Below are 18,269 nucleotides of genomic sequence, written 5' to 3'. Positions count from 1 at the left end.
TTTCCGAATAATCCTTCCGCCGGAGGCCGCGCGCTCAGGCGCACTGTTTAGGAACAAGGACCTTTAGAAATGATCCCTGGCCGCAGAAATCTGATCACCGACGTGCCCGGCCTGCGGGTCGGCAATGCGCAGGACAGCGTACTGAAATCCGGCGCTACGGTGCTGACCGCCGACCAGCCCTTCACGGCCTCGGTAAAGGTATTGGGCGGCGCCCCCGGCAGCCGCGAGACCGACCTGCTGGCGCCGGACAAATCGGTGGCACAGATCGACGCGCTGGTGCTGTCGGGCGGCTCTGCCTTCGGGTTGGAGGCCTGCTCCGGCGTCATGGATGCGCTGCGGGCGCAGGGGCGGGGCTTTGCGGTGGGCCCCGCACGGGTGCCGCTGGTGCCGGGGGCAATTCTGTTCGATCTGCTGAATGGCGGAGACAAGGACTGGACCCGGAACCCCTATGCCGCGTTGGGGCGAACCGCGTTTGAAACCGCCGCGGAGGACTTTGCCCTCGGCACAGCCGGTGCCGGGTGTGGTGCGCTGACGGCCATGGTCAAGGGCGGGCTAGGCTCAGCCTCGCTGGTGCTGGACAGCGGCGTCACGGTCGGCGCTCTGGTTGCGGCCAACCCGATGGGGGCCGTGACCACACCGGGCGAGCGCCATTTCTGGGCCGCGCCTTATGAGATCGGCGATGAATTCGGCGGGCTGGGGGTGGAGACCGCGGCCGGGCTGGGCCGGTGCCTCGACAGCCGCCGGATGGAGGCGATGCAGCAGCTGGCGCAGGGGGCAGTGCTGCCTGAGGAGCGCGCCAATACCACCATCGCCATTGTCGCCACCGACGCGGATCTGACCAAGGCGCAGTGCCAGCGCATGGCCAGCGCCGCCCATGACGGCATCGGCCGCGCCATCGTGCCCGCCCATATGCCCGGTGACGGCGATCTGGTCTTTGCCGCCAGCACCAGTGCCCGGCCATTGGCGGATCCGGCAGAGCTGGGGACAATCGCCCATGCCGCGGCGCTATGTCTCAGCCGGGCGATTGCCCGCGCGGTCTGGCTGGCGCGGCCCGAACCCGGCGACATCCTGCCCTGCATGTTCGAAACCGCCCGCTGACCCCTTGGGCGGGCCATGCGCCGCGCCTGGTGCGCGTCAAACTGCCCGTTGACACTGCGGGCGATTGGACCATGAGTCAGACCTGCCAACTCAGAACTGGAGCAAGCACGATGAAACCTCTCGCAACCGCCGTCATTCTCGGCCTTCTCGCTGCCCCTGCCCTTGCCGCGGGCGACCCGGCCAAGGGGGAAAAAGGGTTCAACAAATGCAAGGCCTGCCACACCGTCACCTCAGACGCGGGCGAGGTGATCGTCAAGGGCGGCAAGACCGGCCCCAACCTGTGGGGGATTGCGGGCCGCACGGCGGGCACCGTCGAGGGGTTCAAATACGGCAAGGACCTGGTTGCCGCCGGTGAGGCAGGTCTGGTCTGGGACGAAGAGAATTTCGTCGCCTATACTGCCGATCCGCGCAAGTTCCTGCGTGCTGAGACCGGCAACTCCAAGGCCAAGTCGAAAATGTCGTTCCGCCTGAAAAAGGGCGGCGAGGACATCTATGCCTTCCTGGCCAGCCACGGTCCCGCTGCGGCAGAGGCCCCGGTGGACGCAGCAGCAGAGGCCGAGGCCGCTGAGGAAACCACCACGGCGCCCTCCGAGTAAGCAGCTGCCTGCGGCAGACATGCCCCAGAGCCGCGGCATTTTCGCCGCGGCTTTTCGCGTAATTGCTTTCGTAACCCTTCGGCGTTAGCGGTAAGGACCAGGCTGTCCTGCAAACAGCCGCGCCGACGCAACCGTCACGGACACAGCATGAGCCACAAGATCCCCGCCTGGGTGAACGGCGAATTGACACCGGTGGACAAACTGGCCGCGCATGAACGCGGGCTGAAACACAAGGCGGTCTCCGTCTTTGTGGTCAAAGGCGTGGAAATCCTGATGCAGCGGCGGGCGATGGGCAAATACCACACGCCGGGCCTGTGGGCGAACACCTGCTGCACCCATCCGATGTGGGACGAGCAGCCCTCGGCCTGCGCGGTGCGGCGGATGCGTGAGGAGCTGGGCATCACCGGGCTTTACCCCGAGTTCCGGCATCATCTGGAATACCGGGCTGACGTCGGCAACGGTCTGATCGAACATGAGGCGGTGGACGTGTTCCTCGCCCATGTGCATCGCCCGTTGCGCGTTGCTCCGAACCCGGCGGAGGTCATGGAGACCCGTTGGGTCGACTATCACGACCTGCTCGCCGAGGTCAGCCGTCACCCCGAGCGGTTCACCCCGTGGCTGAAGATCTACCTGCACAGCTACGCCGATGTGATTTTTGGCCCGGACCTGATCATCGCCGGTCGGCGCTAGCTTCCCCGTTTTATCGTCACGCATCTTTGACCTTGCCCCATGCGGCGGGCTGTGGTTCTGTGTCGTGACAAATAGGGAGTATACTTATCATGTCCATCCTCATCGCCGGCGGCGGCATCGCCGGGCTGACCCTGGGGCTGACCCTGCATCAGATCGGGGTGCCGTTTCACATCTATGAGGCCACGGCGCAGCTCCGGCCGATGGGTGTGGGCATCAATCTGCAACCCAATGCGGTGCGGGAACTGTTGGACCTCGGCTTGGAGACCCAGCTGGAGGCCATTGGGGTGCGGACACGGCAGCTGGGCTTCTACAGCAAGTTGGGCCGCACCATCTGGGAAGAGCCGCGCGGGCGCGATGCGGGCTATGCGTGGCCGCAATACTCGGTGCATCGCGGCGCATTGCAGATGATGCTGTACCGCACGCTGTTGGACCGTGCCGGACCGGGCTGCATCACCACCGGCCGTCGGGCGGTTGGGTTTAACACCACCCACACGGGCGCGTCGGTGCTGCTGGAGGGTGGGCAGCGGGCCGAGGGCGCACTGGTGATCGCGGCAGACGGCATCCATTCGGCCCTGCGTGCGCAGATGGTCCCGGATGAGGGCGCGCCGATCTGGAACGGCCGCATCCTGTGGCGTGCCACCACCCGCGCGCCAGAGTTCAAGTGCGGGCGCGCCATGGCGATGATTGGCCACGACCAGCTGCGACTGGTGGCCTATCCGATCTCGGCTCCGGATGGCGACGGGCTGGTGACAATGAACTGGATCGCGGAAAAGAGCTTTGATCCCGCCTCTCCTTGGCGACGGGAGGACTGGAACCGCCCAGCTGACATCACCGAGTTCCTGCCGGATTTCGAATCCTGGCAGTTCGACTGGATCGATGTGCCCGCGCTGATCCGCGGCGCCGAGGTGGTTTATGAGTATCCGATGGTGGACCGCGACCCGCTGGCACGCTGGACCCTTGGCCGCGTGACGCTGATGGGGGATGCGGCGCATCCGACCTATCCGATTGGCTCCAACGGTGCCAGCCAGGCGATTGTCGACGCGCGGGTGATCGGCGCGCAGCTGCTGGCGCATGGGCTCAGCCCGACGGCGCTGGAGGCTTATGAAGCCGCCGTGCGCCCGCTGGCCACGGCGGTGGGCCGCGCCAACCGGGCGGGCGGCGGGCCGGATGCGGTGCTGCAACGGGTTGAGGATCTCTGCGGCGGGTGCTTTGAGCAGATCGACGAGGTGATCCCCACCGCCGAACTAGCGGCCCATGCGGCGCGCTATAAATCCATCGCCGGCTTCTCCATCGAAGAGCTGAACGCCCGCCCCCCGACCATCGCCCCAGGCGCGCAGGTGGGCTGACGCCGCCCCGGCCAGCGACGGGTCAAGGGCGGCATCGCCGCCGTGCCGCAGGCACGGTTGACCCTTGAGGCGGCGATGGGCGGACACACACTGGGGATGGCGCGTTCATGGGCAGACCTGCCCTTGAACCGCTTCTCGGCAGAAAACCAGCGCCGCGCGAAGCGCGGCGCCACGCCCAACTGCGAGGGGCATTCTGCCAGGAAGGCGCCGGAGCAGGCGGGAGCGCACGCCCGCCGCCCTGCCCCGCGGGTTCAGACGCCGATCACCGCTTGCACAGCGCGTTTCCAGCGCCCATAGGCCGCTTCGCGCATCTCCGGCTGGATGTTCGGGGTGAACTCGCGGTCCAGTCTCCAGGTTTCGGCAAAACCATCCTGGTCCGGATAGACCCCGGCCCGCATGCCCGCCAGCCAGGCGGCGCCCAGCGCCGTGGTCTCCTGCATCACCGGCCGGTCGACGGCGGCGCCGAGAATGTCCGACAGGCTCTGCATGGTCCAGTCGCTGGCGCTCATGCCGCCATCCACGCGCAGGGTGACGGTGTGGTGGGTGTCATCCTCCCAGTCGGCGCGCATCGCTTCATACAGGTCGCGGGTCTGGTAGGCGACGCTTTGCAGCGCGGCGCGGGCAAATTCCGCCGGGCCAGAGTTGCGGGTCAGGCCAAACATGCCGCCACGGCAATCCGGCTGCCAATATGGCGCGCCGAGGCCGGTGAACGCGGGCACTAGGATCACGTCCTGCCCCGGATCCGCCTTTTCGGCCAGCACGCCGCTTTCCGACGCCTTGCCGATGATCCCCAGCCCGTCACGCAGCCATTGCACGGCGGCCCCGGCAATGAAGATCGATCCTTCCAGCGCATAGGTCGGTTTGCCGTCCAGCTGATAGGCGATGGTGGTCAGCATGCGGTTCTTTGACACCACCGGCGCATCCCCCGTGTTCAGCAATGCAAAGCAGCCGGTTCCGTAAGTGGATTTCATCATCCCGGGCGTGAAACAGGCCTGGCCGATCGTGGCCGCCTGCTGGTCGCCCGCGACGCCCAGTATCGGTATCTCCCCGCCCAGGATGTCCGCCTTGGTGGTGCCGAAATCAGCGGCACAGTCCTTGACCTCGGGCAGCATCTGCTGCGGCACCTCCAAAAGATCGCTGATGGTGCGGCTCCAGCGGCCCTTGCGGATGTCATACATCAGGGTGCGGGCGGCATTCGTGGCGTCGGTCACATGCGCCGCACCGCCGGTCAGCCGCCAGATCAGGAAACTGTCGATGGTGCCAAACAGCAGCTCCCCCGCGGCGGCGCGGTCGCGGGCGCCCTTGACGGTGTCGAGGATCCATTTCACCTTGGTGCCGGAAAAATACGGATCCAGCAGCAGCCCGGTGCGGTCGGCGACCATGTCCGCATGTCCCGCGGCCCGCAGCTCCTCGCAGATGGCGGCGGTGCGGCGGTCCTGCCAGACGATGGCGTTGTGGATCGCCTTGCCGGTGGTCTTGTCCCAAACCACCGTGGTTTCGCGCTGGTTGGTGATGCCGATGCCGGCGATATCCGCGGCCGAGACCTCAAGCTCTGCCATGACCTGGCGGCAGACGGCCAGGGTGCTGTCCCAGATGTCCTCTGGATCGTGTTCCACCCAGCCCGCCTGCGGATAGTGCTGGGTGAATTCCTGCTGCGCGGTTCCGGCCACCTGCATATCCGCATCAAACAGAATTGCGCGGGTCGATGTGGTGCCCTGATCAATTGCCAAAATATAGGTCATCTTCTGCCCCCTCCAGTCTCCTCTGACCGGAGACCATAAACGCAAAGCCGGTATCGCTACCAGCCCATACTAAACAATTAGTTCTGGTACTTCGATATTGTCGATCAGGCGGATGTCGCCCAGCCAGGCGGCTGTCAGCAGCCGGGCCGGACGGCTGGGGGTTTCCAGCGCCTCGAGGTTCCGGGCACAGCGCAGGTCGAAGTATTCGACGTCGCCAAATCCTGCTTCCGCCAGTTGCTGACGCGCGGCGGCCTCCAGCGCGGGCCAAGGCTGGCCTGCCGCGGCGCCGGCCGCCGCGGCCTGCATCGCGGCATAAAGCTGGGCCGCCTGTGTCTTGGCGGCCTCCGGCAGACGCAGGTTGCGCGACGACATCGCCAGTCCCGAGGCCTCGCGCACGGTTGGACAGCCGATCACTTCAATCGGGATATCCAGATCACGGGCCATGCGGGTGACGACCATCAGCTGCTGGTAATCTTTCTGGCCAAAGAACGCCTTGTCGGCGCTGGTTTGCAGGAACAGCTTGGCCACCACCGTGGCGACCCCGTCGAAATGGCCGGGCCGAAAGGGGCCTTCCATCACATCGGTGACGCTGCCGCTGACCGAGACTGTGCTGGCGAATCCTTCGGGATAGATCTGGTCCGGGTCGGGCACGTAGATCACGTCAACGCCAAAGGGGGTGAGCTTGGCGGCGTCCGCGTGCTCAGTCCGGGGATAGTTGGCCAGATCTTCGGGGCTGTTGAACTGTTTAGGGTTCACGAAGATGGTGACAATCACCCGGTCGCAGGCATTTCGGGCAGCGTCGACCAGCGACAGGTGACCGGCATGCAACGCACCCATGGTGGGCACCACGGCAATGGTTTCGCCGGCGCGGCGCCAGGCGGCGGTTTTGGCGCGCAGCTCCGCCAGGCGGCGCAGAATCGGGGCAGTCATCGGGGACGTCATCCTTTGGAGGGGGCTTGGTCGGCAAAAACGTGTTCATCGGCCGGGAAGCTGCGGGCGCGCACCTCCGCCGCATATTCGGCAATCGCCGCTTCCGCTGCGGCCCCAAGATCGGCGTAGCGTTTCACGAACTTCGGTTTGAACGCGGTGAACACGCCCAGCATGTCGTCCACCACCAGGATCTGCCCGTCGCAACCGGCGCTGGCGCCGATGCCGATGGTGGGGATGGCCACTTCGGCGGTGATCTGATCGGCCAGTCCCTGCGGCACCTTTTCCAGAACGACAGAGAACGCGCCCGCATCAGCCACCGCGCGGGCGTCAGCCAGCACCGCTTCGGCCTGCGCGTCGCGGCCCTGTACCTTGTAGCCCCCCAGCGTGTTCACCGACTGCGGCGTCAGGCCGATATGCGCCATCACCGGGATGCCGCGCCTGACCAGAAAGCGAATGGTCTCGGCCATCTCCACGCCGCCTTCCAGCTTGACCGCGCCGGCGCCGGTTTCCGCCATCAACCGCGCCGCATTGCGGAACGCCTGCGCCGGGCCTTCCTCGTAGCTGCCAAAGGGCATGTCGATCACCATCATCGCACGGGACAGACCGCGCGCCACCGCTTGCCCGTGCAGGATCATCATCTCCAGGGTGACGCCCAGCGTCGAGGGCAGCCCGTGCAGCACCATGCCGACGCTGTCGCCCACCAGCACGAAATCGCAATGGCTGTCCATCATCTGCGCCATTGGCGTGGTATAGGCCGTGAGGCTGACCAGCGGCGTGCCGCCCTTGCGGGCGCGGATGTCTTCGGCGTTCGGGGCCTGTTTCTTGGCTGTCGCGCTCATGGCTTTCTACCCGCTGTTCACACTGCGCACGACCTAACAAGTTCCGCGGCGCGCTTCCAGTGGACGAAATGTCTCTCTGGTCTTGATTACGCACGGGAAAACGGGAAACTCGTTTCCAATAGGCGCCGCAAACAGGCGCAGCATGCAATTCAGGGAGATTGAGATGGCGTTGAGATCATTTGTTCTGGCGGCAGGATCCGCATGTGCGTTGATGGCTGGCAGCGCCTGGGCCAAGGACAGCGTCACCATCGCCATGCAGCTGGAGCCGCCGCATCTGGACCCGACCAGCGCCGCCGCGCAGGCCATCGATTCCGTGGTCTACCGCAACATCTTCGAAGGTCTCACCCGGTTTGAAGGCGATGGATCGGTGGTGCCCGGCCTGGCCGAAAGCTGGGAGATTTCCGGCGACGGCACCGTCTATACCTTTAAACTGCGTGAGGGCGTGACCTTTCACGACGGCAGCACGATGGATGCCGAGGACGTGAAATTCTCGCTGGACCGGGCGCGGGCCGAGGACAGCACCAATGCCCAAAAGGCGCTGTTTGACGGCATCGCCAGCGTTGACGCCGTCGACCCGCAGACCGTGAAGATCACACTGGACGCGCCCGACGGCAGCCTGCTGTTCAATCTGGCCTGGGGCGATGCGGTGATCGTCGCGCCGGAAAGCATCGACAGCATCAAGACCAACCCGGTCGGCACTGGCGCCTATGCGTTCGAAAACTGGGTGCAGGGCGACAGCATCACCCTGACGCGCAACGACGGGTATTGGGGAGAACAGCCGACGCTGGCCTCTGCCACGTTCAAGTTCATCTCGGATCCCACCGCCGCCTTTGCCGCGCTGATGGCTGAGGACATCGACGCCTTTGACAACTTCCCCGCGCCGGAGAACCTGCCCCAGTTCGAAGCCGACCCGCGTTTTCAGGTGCTGGTGGGGTCGACCGAAGGTGAAACCATTCTGGCGATCAACAACAAGCAGCCCCCGTTTGACGATCTGCGGGTGCGGCAGGCGGTGGCCCATGCCATCGACCGCCAAGCCATCATCGATGGCGCGATGTTTGGCTATGGCACCCCGATCGGCAGCCATTTTGCGCCCCACAACCCGGATTACAAGGATCTGACCGCGGGATCAGCCCATGACCCCGACAAGGCCCGCGCCCTGCTGGCAGAGGCCGGATTTCCGGATGGGTTCGAGACCACGCTGCACCTGCCGCCGCCCTCTTATGCGCGCCGCGGTGGAGAGATCGTCGCCGCCCAGCTGGCACAGGTCGGCATCAAGGCTGAGATCATCAACGTGGAATGGGCGCAGTGGCTGGAAACGGTGTTTCGCGGCAAGAGCTTTGGCCTGAGCATCGTCAGCCATACCGAGCCGATGGACATCGGCATCTATGCCCGGCCCGATTACTACTTCCAATATGACAACCCGGCGTTTCAGGCGCTGATGACCCGGCTGACCGCCGACAGCGACCCGGCCAGCCGCAGTGCCCTGCTGCAAGAGGCGCAGGCGATGATCGCCGCCGACGCCGTCAACGCCTACCTGTTCCAGCTGGCAAAGCTCGGCGTCGCGAAGGCCGGTTTGCAAGGGCTGTGGGAGAACGCGCCCACTGCTGCCATCGACCTCAGCGCGCTGAGCTGGGCGGAATAGGCGGCGATTGCACGCCACGCCGGGCGGGACTTGCCTCGCCCGGCTGCTAGGATCGCGGTATTTGCGTGCGGGTTGCGCGCATATTCAGGGCACATGCGTTACAACACATTATGATCGAACAATTATTCAGGCAGAGCGGCAAATTTCGCGGCTCCCCTCTGGACCCGCGCCTGCTGCCCTCCTAACGTCACCCACATGCTGCGCTATGCTCTCAAACGCCTGATCTCGCTGACCCTCAGCCTGGGGGTTGCCTCGCTGGTGATTTTTCTGGTGGTCGAGGTCGCGCCGGGCGATCCGGCGTCCTTCATGCTGGGGGTCAATGCGCAGGCCGACACGGTGGCTGCCCTGCGGGCTGAGCTGGGGTTGGATCAGGGCAAACTGGCGCGCTACCTGTCCTGGGTCACGGGGATGTTGGGCGGCGATTTCGGCACCTCCTATACCTATCGCACACCGGTGGCGGAGATGATTGCGGACCGGCTGTGGGTGTCACTGCCGCTGGCGCTCTATGCGCTGGCGCTGTCGACGCTGATCGCTCTTCCCGCCGGGATCTACGCCGCCGCGCGCCGCGGGCGGGGCGGTGACATGGCGGTGATCGGGGCCACCCAGCTGGGCGTGGCGGTGCCGAATTTCTGGTTTGCAATGATGCTGGTGCTGATCTTTGCGATCAACCTGCGCTGGTTCGGGGCCGGGGGGTTTCCGGGCTGGGAAGCGGGCATCGGCACGGGGCTGCATGCGCTCACCCTGCCCGCGATTGCGCTGGCGCTGCCGCAGGCAGCGATCCTGACGCGGGTGATGCGTTCCGCCCTGCTGGACATCCTGGGCGAAGATTTCATGCGCAGCGCCCGCGCCAAGGGGCTGAGCCGCCGTCAGGCGCTGTGGCGACACGGGCTGCGCAATGCGCTGATCCCGGTGCTGACCATCATCGGCTTGCAGTTTTCCTTCCTGCTGGCGGGGGCGATCATCATTGAGCAGGTGTTTTATCTGCCCGGCCTGGGCCGTCTGGTGTTTCAGGCGATTTCCGCCCGCGACCTGATCGTGGTGGAATCGGTGGTGATGCTGCTGGTCTTTGCCGTCATCACGGTGAATTTCCTGGTCGATCTGACCTATGCGCTGGTCGACCCCCGCCTGAGGAGCCGCACATGAGCCGCAACCTGATCCTGGGCGGCGCCCTGTCGGCGCTGGTGCTGCTGGCGGCGGTTCTGTCGTTCCTATGGACGCCCTATGACCACACGGCCATGAACATCCCGGCCAAGCTGCAAACGCCCAATGCGCAGCACTGGTTGGGCACCGATCATTTCGGCCGCGACTTGGTGTCGATGATCATGGTTGGCGCGCGCACCTCTCTTGCGGTGGCGCTGGTGGCGGTGGGCATCGGCATGGGCGCGGGCGTGCCCCTGGGGCTGGCGGCGGCGGCACGCAGCGGCAGCTGGCTGGATGAGGTCATCATGCGCGGCAATGATCTGGTGTTTGCCTTCCCGTCGCTGGTGATTGCCATCCTGATCACCGCAGTGCTGGGGGCGGGTGCGATCAACGCGATCATCGCCATCGGCATCTTCAACATCCCCGTCTTTGCCCGCATCACCCGCGGTGCGGCGCTGTCGCTGTGGGAGCGCGAGTTCATTCTGGCCGCGCGGGTGGCGGGCAAGGGCGCGGCGCGGATCTCGGCCGAGCATATCCTGCCCAATGTGATGAACCTGCTGATCGTGCAGGGGACCATCCAGTTCTCGCTTGGCATTCTGGCAGAGGCAGGGCTGTCCTATGTGGGCCTGGGCGCCCAGCCCCCCACCCCCAGCTGGGGGCGCATGTTGGCGGATGCCCAGACCATGGTCAGCTTTGCGCCGCATCTGGCGCTGGTGCCGGGCTGTGCCATCATCGCGACGGTGTTGGGTCTGAACCTTCTGGGCGACGGCTTGCGCGATCATCTGGACCCGAAACTGCGGGAGGCGCGCGCATGACCCTGCTGGATGTCACCAACCTGTCGCTGAACATCGGCGGACTGTCCGTGCTGCGCGACGTGTCGCTGCATGTGGATCCGGGCGAGGTGGTCGCGGTGACCGGCGAAAGCGGATCGGGAAAATCCATGACCGCGCTTGCCGTGATGCAGCTGCTGCCGGAGCGGGCGCGGGCCAAGGGCTATGTCACACTGAACGGCACCCAGCTGCTGGACCAGCCGGAAGCGCAAATGTGTACCATCCGCGGCCAGTCGGTGGGCATGGTCTTTCAGGAGCCGATGACGGCGCTCAACCCGCTCAGGACCATTGGCGAACAGGTGATGGAGACGATCCTGATCCACCGCGCCATGCCGCGCCCGCAGGCCGAGGCCCGCACCCGCGAGGTGCTGGAGCGGGTTGGCCTGCCCGCCAACCGCTTCCCGCAGACGCGCTACCCGCATGAGCTGTCGGGCGGCCAGCGGCAGCGGGTCGTGATTGCCATGGCCATCGCGCTACGCCCCAAGCTGCTGATCGCGGATGAGCCGACAACCGCGCTGGATGTCACCACCCAGGCGCAGATCCTCGCGCTGCTCAAGGACCTGGTGCAGGACTATGGCATGGGGCTGCTGATCATCACCCATGATCTGGCCGTGGTGGCGGATCTGGCGGACCGCATCGTGGTCATGCGCCACGGCGAGGTGGTGGAGACAGGCCACACCGACGGGCTGCTGCGCGACATGCGCCACCCTTATACGCGGATGCTGTTTGCGGCCTCCAACCATCAGGTGACGCTGCCCACGCCCCCCGCCCCGGCCCCGCTGCTGGAGGTGAGGCACGTTGTGCGCGACTACAAGACGCCGCGCGACTCGCTGTTTGGAAAGCCCGGCCAGTACCGCGCGGTGAATGACGTATCCTTCACCCTGCGTCGTGGCGAACGGCTGGGGCTGGTGGGGGAGTCGGGATGTGGAAAATCGACCCTAACACGGGCGATTCTGGGTCTGGAACCCGTGCAAGGGGGGGAGATTCGTTTGGGCGGTGACACAATCACGCCCAGCCTCTCCCCTGCGATTCGGGCCAAGATGCAGGTGGTGTTTCAGGATCCCTACGGCAGTTTCAACCCGCGCCACCGTGTCGATCGTCTGATCTGCGAACCCTTTCACCTGCTGCAAAAAGCACCAACCGGCCGCGCCCGAACCGATCTGATTGCCGAAACCCTGACAGCCGTGGGCCTGTCGCCCGATGACGCGCGAAAATACATCCACCAGTTCTCTGGCGGTCAGCGCCAGCGCATCGCCATCGCCCGCGCCCTGATCACCCGGCCAGAGCTGATTATCTTTGACGAGGCGGTCTCGGCGCTGGATGTGTCCGTCCGCGCCCGCATTCTGGATCTGCTGGCAGAGCTGTGCGAAGCCTACGCCCTGAGCTATCTTTTTATCAGCCACGACCTGAGCGTTGTGCGCACGATCACCGACCGCTGCCTGGTGATGCAGCAGGGGCAGATCGTCGAACAGGGCGTGACCGAGGACGTGTTTTCGACCCCGCAGCACCCCTATACGCGGGAGCTGATTGCCGCGGCGCCGGTGTTGCCTGACCTGACCGATGCCAAAAGGAACCCGCAGCACGTCTGATCCCCTGTGGTTTGAGACCACGTTGTGCCTGATCGGCGGCAGGGGCCGCTGCTTTCAACGCGGCAAATGCACATCGTTGCGCGCTATCTGGAACAGCGCGCGGATCCGGAGATTGCCGCGCTGGGGACGGTTCAGACGATGACGTCCTGCCGCTCCTGCGCGCCGACGCTGAAGACCCGTTTGTAGCGGGCGATCTCAGCCGCCGGTCCCATGGCCTTTTCGGGGTTGTCCGACAGTTTCACCGTGGGCCGCCCGTTGGCCGAGACCGCCTTGCAGACCAGCGAGAACGGTGCCAGCGCGTCATTCGGCACCAGCCCGCGGAAGTCGTTTGTGAGCAAGGTGCCCCAACCAAAAGAAATGTTGGTTCGGCCGGCAAATTGCGCGTGCAGATCACGGATCTGTTGCACGTCGAGACCATCAGAGAAGATCACCCGCTTCTGCGCCGGATCCTCGCCCCGGTCTTTCCACCAGTTGATCGCCACTTCGGCGCCCGTCGCAGGGTCACCGCTGTCGATGCGGATGCCGGTCCAGCCCGCCAGCCAGTCCGGCGCGCGGTCGAGGAACCCTTGGGTGCCGTAGGTATCGGGCAGGATGATGCGCAGGTTGCCCTCGTGTTCGTCATGCCAGTCCGACAGCACGTCATAGGGGGCTTGCGCCAGCTCCGCGTCACTATCGGCCAGCGCCGAGTAGACCATCGGCAGCTCATGCGCATTGGTGCCAATCGCCTCGACCTCGCGGCGCATGGCGATGAGACAGTTGGACGTGCCGGTGAACTTTGCGCCCAGCCCCTCCATCATCGCCTGCACGCACCAGTCCTGCCAGAGGAAGGAATGACGCCGCCGCGTACCAAAATCGGCGATGGTGAGGCCATCAATGTCCCGCAGACTTTCGATCTTTTCCCAGACACGGGTCATGGCGCGGGCATAAAGCACCTGAAGCTCGAACCGGCCCATGCTGTTGATGACGGCGCGGCTGCGCAGCTCCATCAACACCGCCAGCGCCGGGATTTCCCACAGCATGACCTCGTGCCACTTGCCCTCGAAGGTCAGCTCATACTGGTCGCCCTTGCGCTCCAGATGGTAGGGCGGCAGCTGCAACCCTTCGAACCACTCCATGAAATCTGGGCGGAACATCTGCCGCTTGCCATAAAAGGTATTGCCGCGCAGCCATGTGCTTTCGCCCCGGCTGAGGGAAAGCGAGCGGATGTGGTCCAGCTGCTCACGCAGTTCGCCCTCGTCGATCAGCCGGGCCAACGGTACCTGAGTAGAGCGGTTGATCAGCGAGAAGGTCACCGTGGTGTCCGGCTTGTTGCGGAACACCGACTGGCACATCAGCAGCTTGTAAAAGTCCGTATCAATCAGCGATCGGACGATCGGGTCGATCTTCCATTTGTGATTGTAGACGCGGGTTGCAATGTCCACCGGCGGCCTCATTCATAAGGGTCACGGATTGATAGGACACCCACCGAAGGAGAGCAAGGAGATCAGCCCGCACGACGTGTCTGGGTTGCAAATTTCTCTAGCAGCGCCACCAGTTTGCGGCGGCTGACGGGTTTGCTCATGAAGTCGTCCATGCCCGCCGCAAGACAGGCCGCACGATCGGAGGCAAAGGCGTTTGCAGTCAGCGCCACAATGGCCGGCTGCGGCAAGGGCAGATGGCGAATGGCGCGGGTGGCTTCCAAGCCGTCCATTTCCGGCATCGACATGTCCATCAGGATGACGTCCGGCGCGGTGGCCTCAAACTGCTGCACCGCGACACGGCCGTTTTCGGCGAACACCAGATCCACCTGAACGGAGCGCAGGAATTTTTCCACCAGTTTGCGGTTCAGCACATTGTCTTCGGCCACCAGCACCCGCAGCCCCTCCAGCGTTGGCAGATCAGCGGCGGCGGTCGCGGTCTCATCCGGTTGCGGTGCCAGCAATGCCCGGCTGGGGTGCAGTGTCAGCTGAACGGTGAAACATGACCCCTGGCCCAGCTCCGACTCGGCGGAGACGCTGCCGCCCATGGCCGCGGCGAGGCGGCGGCTGATCGTCAGCCCCAGTCCGGTGCCGCCATAGCGGCGGGTGATGGCCGCGTCCGCCTGCGAGAACCGCTCGAACACCCTGTCCAGATGCTCCGCCGCGATACCGATGCCGGTGTCGGCCACCGAAAAAACCAATCCGACGGCCTGTGGCGCATGGGCGTGTCCGGCCCGTTCAGCGACAGTGGTTTCAGCGGGCACCACATCCAGCGTCACCCGCACCTGGCCCTGTGGCGTGAACTTGATGGCGTTGCCCAGCAGGTTCATCAGGATCTGCCGGATGCGTCGGTCATCGCCGTGCAAATGCTGCGGCACCTCGTCGCCGATGTCCAAGTGCAGCTCCAGCCCCTTGGCCTCGGCCTGCGGTCGCAGCAGCTGAACGGTGGAACGGAAACAGGCGTGCAGGTCAAAATCCTCGCAGCTGAGAACAATCCCCTCTGCCTCCATCTTGGAATAGTCCAGAACGTCATTGATGAGCGACAGCAACGTATCCGCCGAGCTGAGGATGGCATCGGCATAAGAGTCTTGCTCTGCCGTCAGCCCGCTGTCGCGCAGCAACTGCGCCATGCCGATCACCCCGTTCATGGGCGTGCGGATTTCGTGGCTCATCGTCGCCAGAAAATCGGCCTTGGCACGGGCGCCTTCCTCGGCGGCGATGCGGGCATCTTCCAGCTGCTGGGCGTGTTCCTTGGCGGCGGTGACATCCCGTTCCACCGCCAGCAGTGATTCCAGCCCGCCGTCGCTATTCAGCACCGGCACCTGGCTGGTCTCGATCCAGATGTCCTGCCCATCCTTGCGCCGGTTGCAGATCTCGATGCGGACAGGTCGGACATTGCGAATGGCGTCCTGAAGTTTGCGGATGGCCTCCGGATCGGTTCCCGGACCATTCAGGAGTTCACCGGGAAACGTGCCCACCGCTTCCTCGAAACTGTAGCCGGACAAGCGGCTGAAGCTGTCATTGACCCAGGTGATACGCCCTTCGCGGTCCATCAGCATGACGCTGTCATGGGCATTCTTCGCCACCAGAGCCAGACGCCGGGCCAGCATCTGCTGTTCCGAAAGGCGGGTGTAGGCGCGCTCCAGCTCCTGCTGCTGTTCCGTCTGGGCCAGATGGCGAAGGCGACTGTGCTCAAAATTGCGCAGGATGAAATGCAGGAACCAGTAGAAAGACACATACAGAACCAGCAATCCGCCCAGATGCAGGTAATGCATGGGCACCAAATTCGGCGACGTCACGAAATCATGCAAGACCAGCAAAACAGGCAGCGCAGCAAAGATCGTGAGCTTGGCCAGAGCCGCCTGCGGATTGTAGGCGATCACCAGACCAGTGTTCAGCGCCGCACCCAGCATCAAACCAACGGTGAACAACGGCTGATTGTGAATGCCCGGCGGCAGGTTCGGAACCTCGATCCAATAGGGTGCAAGCGCCGCGACAGCCAGCGACAAGGCCTGCAGCAGACCTGCCAGCCCGGTCAGCCGCTGCAGCCGTTCAACCGACATGCCGCGGCGCAGCAGCGCGGGTGCCTGCCGCAGCAGTAGCGTGTCCAGAACGTCGCCGGCCATCGAAACGGCAAAGGCAGCCAATGCAAAGACGGGTGGCACAACCAGGCCCAGGACCGCGAATGCGGTAAAGATGCAAAACTGACGCGCCCAGAATGTCCGCACCCGACCGCGCGCGTAGCTTAGCAGCAGCGCGTCGGGGTCGTATCGCGTATGGTAGCTGTCCAACAGCCCTGTGTCAGCTGCATCTGTGGTTTTCATCACCCCATCCTGCCATCAGGTTATGAACACAGTCTAACCCCGTGGCAGATTTTATTGCTATACTTATGATTGCAGGATTACACCCGACGTCTCCATCTGGACGAGCGCCGCCGACAGGGAGCCCTCCAGGTCGATGGCCCGGCAGGCGGCGAGGTCGACGGTCACCGCAAAACCCAACCGGGCCGCGTCGAGCGCGGTGAAGGCAACGCAGAAATCGGTGGCCAGCCCGACCAGCGTCAGCGCGGTGATGCCGCGACTGCGCAAATATCCCTCCAGACCGGTGGGGGTGGACTGATCGTTTTCAAAGAAGCCCGAGTAGCTGTCGATGTCCGGGCGGAACCCCTTGCGGATGATCAGATCGCCATCGGTGCGCAGATCCGCATGAAACTCAGCGCCCCGGGTCCCCTGCACGCAGTGATCCGGCCACAGCACTTGCGCACCATAGGGCATCTGGATGCTGTCGAAGGGCGCCTTGCCCGGATGCGAGGACGCAAAGGAGCTGTGCCTCGCCGGGTGCCAGTCCTGCGTCAGAATCACCGCATCAAAGCGGTCCATCATCGCATTGATCGGGGCCACCACCTCATCCCCGCCGGGCACCGCCAACGCACCTCCGGGGCAGAAATCATTCTGCACATCCACGACGATCAGCGCCTCTGACATTTGCGGCTCCTCTTATTGGTATACACAAAATGTAGCGGTTCCTTCGGGGATTGGAAACGGCTTGCGGCGCGATTGCACCAAAACTGGCAAACGATGCCGCGCCAGATCCGCATTTCATCGCGGCGGCCCCCGGCATCGCGGCTCTTGAATTACCGGCCGCAGGGTTCTATGGCCGGGCCATGTACCGGATTGCAGCACTTTACCACTTCACCCGTTTCGCCGACCCCGCCGCGATCAAGCCGGCGCTTTTGGCGCTGTGCCAGGCTGAGGGCGTCAAGGGCTCGCTCCTGCTGGCGCAGGAGGGGATCAACGGCACCATCGCAGGATCGCATGCCGGGATTGGCGCGGTGCTGGCGCATATTCGCGCCCTGCCGGGCTGTAACGATCTGGACTGGAAAGAGGCCAGCGCCAGCGAGCCGCCGTTTGGCAAGATGAAGGTGCGGCTGAAGAAAGAGATCGTCACCATGGGGCAGCCGGACGTCGACCCGCGCGCCAGTGTTGGCCATTACGTCGAACCGGAGGACTGGAACGATCTGATCCGCCAGGAGGATGTCGTGGTGATCGACACGCGCAACTCCTATGAGGTTGCGATCGGCACCTTTGAGGGTGCGATCGACCCCAAGACAGAGAGTTTTCGCGACTTCCCCGCCTGGTGGGAGGAAAACAAGGCGCGGTTTCACAACAAGCGCGTTGCGATGTTCTGCACCGGCGGTATCCGTTGTGAGAAATCAACCAACTACCTGTTGGGACAGGGGCTGGAGGATGTCTATCACCTGAAAGGCGGCATCCTGCGCTACCTGGAAGAGGTGCCTGCGGAAAACAGCACCTGGGAAGGCGAATGCTTCGTTTTTGACAACCGGGTGTCGGTGGGTCACGGGCTGGTCGAAGGCCCGCATGAGCTGTGCCATGGCTGCCGCCGCCCGATCCTGCCCGAGGACAAGGCGCGCCCCGCGTTCGAGCAGGGCGTGAGCTGCCATCAGTGTATTGATGAGACCTCGGACGAGGACAAGTCCCGGTTCCGCGAACGGCAGAGACAGATGAAACTGGCCCGCGAACGCGGCGAGGACCATCTGGGAAGTATCACCCTGTAATTACGGCCGTCAGCAGATGGCGACCCGTCAAACATCGGCATCGCGCCCGTCCGGTTGCGGCGCAAGGTTTCCCACGCGACGGGTCTGAGCGCCCGCGCCCCGACACGCGCTGTAGGGGCGCGCATTTTTTCGTCAGCGGTCCAGCAACGCGATGGCTTGCGGAGTTTCTGCGCGCAAGTCACGTCGCCGAGGGCCCGAAATACTTCTCCCCTGACGATCCGCTTCCGCGCCGCTTGCCGCACCATTTCCAGCTTTTGTGCGCCTTGGCATCTGAGAGGCAACGCCGCGGTTGCTC

Annotated in this window: 15 protein-coding genes; 9 read left to right on the top strand and 6 right to left on the bottom strand. The window is 64.6% G+C overall.

Features of this window, described 5'->3' with window-relative positions:
• Positions 1 to 69 precede the first annotated feature (69 nt).
• The 4 genes from AC0IPL_RS02160 to AC0IPL_RS02145 all read left to right on the top strand — a co-directional run bounded on the left by AC0IPL_RS02160 (position 70) and on the right by AC0IPL_RS02145 (position 3,730).
• Positions 70 to 1,098 (top strand): P1 family peptidase, encoded by a 1,029-nt coding sequence (locus AC0IPL_RS02160; protein WP_474271762.1) that lies wholly within the window; start codon positions 70 to 72, stop codon positions 1,096 to 1,098.
• Positions 1,099 to 1,208: 110 nt separating this feature from the next.
• Positions 1,209 to 1,694, top strand: coding sequence for a c-type cytochrome (locus tag AC0IPL_RS02155; RefSeq protein WP_474271759.1), 486 nt, complete (start codon positions 1,209 to 1,211; stop codon positions 1,692 to 1,694).
• A 147-nt stretch (positions 1,695 to 1,841) separates the two neighbouring features.
• The gene (gene idi / locus AC0IPL_RS02150) at positions 1,842 to 2,384 is read left to right on the top strand and encodes an isopentenyl-diphosphate Delta-isomerase (RefSeq protein WP_474271758.1); all 543 of its coding nucleotides are present in this window, start codon (positions 1,842 to 1,844) and stop codon (positions 2,382 to 2,384) included.
• 89 nt (positions 2,385 to 2,473) lie between these two features.
• Positions 2,474 to 3,730: a flavin-dependent oxidoreductase gene (locus tag AC0IPL_RS02145; protein ID WP_474271756.1), complete on the top strand. Its 1,257-nt coding sequence runs from the start codon at positions 2,474 to 2,476 to the stop codon at positions 3,728 to 3,730.
• Between the two features lie 251 nt (positions 3,731 to 3,981).
• Here the strand turns inward: AC0IPL_RS02145 and glpK are convergent, their stop codons facing one another.
• The 3 genes from glpK to panB all read right to left on the bottom strand — a co-directional run bounded on the left by glpK (position 3,982) and on the right by panB (position 7,241).
• On the bottom strand, positions 3,982 to 5,472 hold the full coding sequence (glpK, locus tag AC0IPL_RS02140) for a glycerol kinase GlpK (protein WP_474271755.1): 1,491 nt from the start codon (positions 5,470 to 5,472) through the stop codon (positions 3,982 to 3,984).
• Positions 5,473 to 5,541: 69 nt separating this feature from the next.
• Entirely contained in the window at positions 5,542 to 6,402 is an 861-nt protein-coding gene (panC, locus tag AC0IPL_RS02135; protein WP_474271753.1) for a pantoate--beta-alanine ligase, read from the bottom strand.
• A gap of 8 nt (positions 6,403 to 6,410) precedes the next feature.
• Entirely contained in the window at positions 6,411 to 7,241 is an 831-nt protein-coding gene (gene panB, locus AC0IPL_RS02130) for a 3-methyl-2-oxobutanoate hydroxymethyltransferase (protein WP_474271750.1), read from the bottom strand.
• 163 nt (positions 7,242 to 7,404) lie between these two features.
• Between panB and AC0IPL_RS02125 the strand changes: the two genes are divergently transcribed.
• The 4 genes from AC0IPL_RS02125 to AC0IPL_RS02110 all read left to right on the top strand — a co-directional run bounded on the left by AC0IPL_RS02125 (position 7,405) and on the right by AC0IPL_RS02110 (position 12,442).
• A complete protein-coding gene (locus AC0IPL_RS02125) occupies positions 7,405 to 8,883 on the top strand; it encodes an ABC transporter substrate-binding protein (protein WP_474271747.1) in 1,479 nt (492 codons plus the stop codon).
• Positions 8,884 to 9,078: 195 nt separating this feature from the next.
• Positions 9,079 to 10,026 (top strand): ABC transporter permease, encoded by a 948-nt coding sequence (locus AC0IPL_RS02120; RefSeq protein WP_474271745.1) that lies wholly within the window; start codon positions 9,079 to 9,081, stop codon positions 10,024 to 10,026.
• Positions 10,023 to 10,838: an ABC transporter permease gene (locus AC0IPL_RS02115; protein ID WP_474271743.1), complete on the top strand. Its 816-nt coding sequence runs from the start codon at positions 10,023 to 10,025 to the stop codon at positions 10,836 to 10,838. Before AC0IPL_RS02120 ends, AC0IPL_RS02115 begins: the two co-directional genes overlap by 4 nt.
• Positions 10,835 to 12,442: an ABC transporter ATP-binding protein gene (locus tag AC0IPL_RS02110; protein ID WP_474271741.1), complete on the top strand. Its 1,608-nt coding sequence runs from the start codon at positions 10,835 to 10,837 to the stop codon at positions 12,440 to 12,442. Before AC0IPL_RS02115 ends, AC0IPL_RS02110 begins: the two co-directional genes overlap by 4 nt.
• Before the next feature lie 131 nt (positions 12,443 to 12,573).
• Here AC0IPL_RS02110 and pncB read toward each other — a convergent pair whose 3' ends face one another.
• The 3 genes from pncB to pncA form a co-directional block, all read right to left on the bottom strand.
• On the bottom strand, positions 12,574 to 13,863 hold the full coding sequence (gene pncB / locus AC0IPL_RS02105) for a nicotinate phosphoribosyltransferase (RefSeq protein WP_474271738.1): 1,290 nt from the start codon (positions 13,861 to 13,863) through the stop codon (positions 12,574 to 12,576).
• Between the two features lie 62 nt (positions 13,864 to 13,925).
• Positions 13,926 to 16,223 carry a PAS domain-containing hybrid sensor histidine kinase/response regulator gene (locus tag AC0IPL_RS02100; protein WP_474271736.1) on the bottom strand — a complete coding sequence of 766 codons (2,298 nt, stop codon included), beginning with the start codon at positions 16,221 to 16,223 and terminating at the stop codon, positions 13,926 to 13,928.
• A 63-nt stretch (positions 16,224 to 16,286) separates the two neighbouring features.
• Complete coding sequence (gene pncA / locus AC0IPL_RS02095) at positions 16,287 to 16,883, bottom strand: bifunctional nicotinamidase/pyrazinamidase (protein ID WP_474271734.1); 597 nt, start codon at positions 16,881 to 16,883, stop codon at positions 16,287 to 16,289.
• A 179-nt stretch (positions 16,884 to 17,062) separates the two neighbouring features.
• Between pncA and trhO the strand changes: the two genes are divergently transcribed.
• Positions 17,063 to 17,974 (top strand): oxygen-dependent tRNA uridine(34) hydroxylase TrhO, encoded by a 912-nt coding sequence (trhO, locus tag AC0IPL_RS02090; RefSeq protein WP_474271732.1) that lies wholly within the window; start codon positions 17,063 to 17,065, stop codon positions 17,972 to 17,974.
• Positions 17,975 to 18,269 lie beyond the last annotated feature (295 nt).

Source organism: Leisingera sp. SA32, assembly GCF_056033425.1.
This window is presented reverse-complemented; position numbering and strand designations above follow the sequence as displayed.